Annotated in this window: 1 protein-coding gene and 1 pseudogene; both read right to left on the bottom strand. The window is 31.7% G+C overall.

Translation table 11 applies throughout. The features are described 5' to 3' along the window. Positions 1 to 222, bottom strand: a pseudogene (locus FUA24_RS04765) (RelA/SpoT family protein); the annotation flags it as partial. A gap of 62 nt (positions 223 to 284) precedes the next feature. Continuing rightward, a partial coding sequence (locus tag FUA24_RS04770; protein WP_317131936.1) for a non-canonical purine NTP pyrophosphatase occupies positions 285 to 577 on the bottom strand: 293 nt, incomplete at its 5' end.

Genomic DNA, 577 nt, shown 5'->3' on the forward strand with positions numbered 1-577 from the left:
ACCAATTTCTTGTGCTACAATTTTTGCTACGGCTAAAGGGTGAAAAATGTAGGCTTCACCCGATTTTCTTCGTTGGTTTTTATGCCCATCTAAGGCTACTTCAAAAGCGCCTCTTATTAGCTTTTTATCATCATCAGAAAGTGTGGTGTAACTTACCTTTAAAAGTTCTTTGTAGGCTTTGGTAATAGCTGCATTTTCTATTTCAATTTCTTCGGCTGTCATCATAGATTAAAGGTAACATAAAGAAAATTAACAACCAATAGGCATGGTAGTTTTTGTGTGGTTTATTTTAAGGTTGATAAAAAATCAACTAATAAATTAATAGCTTTACCTCTGTGGCTAATTTGGTTTTTGGTAGCTAAATCCATTTCTGCAAAGGTATTTTTATAGCCGTCAGGTTTAAAAATAGGATCATAACCAAAGCCTTTGTTTCCTTGTTTTTCTAGTGTAATTTTACCTTTACAAATTCCTGTAAATGTTTGTGTTTTGTTGTTTAAACTTAAAGCAATAACAGTTTTAAATTGCGCATTACGGTTGGTGTTATTGCTTAAATTGTTTAAAAGTTTAACCATATTGT

It is taken from the genome of Seonamhaeicola marinus, from assembly GCF_008085455.1.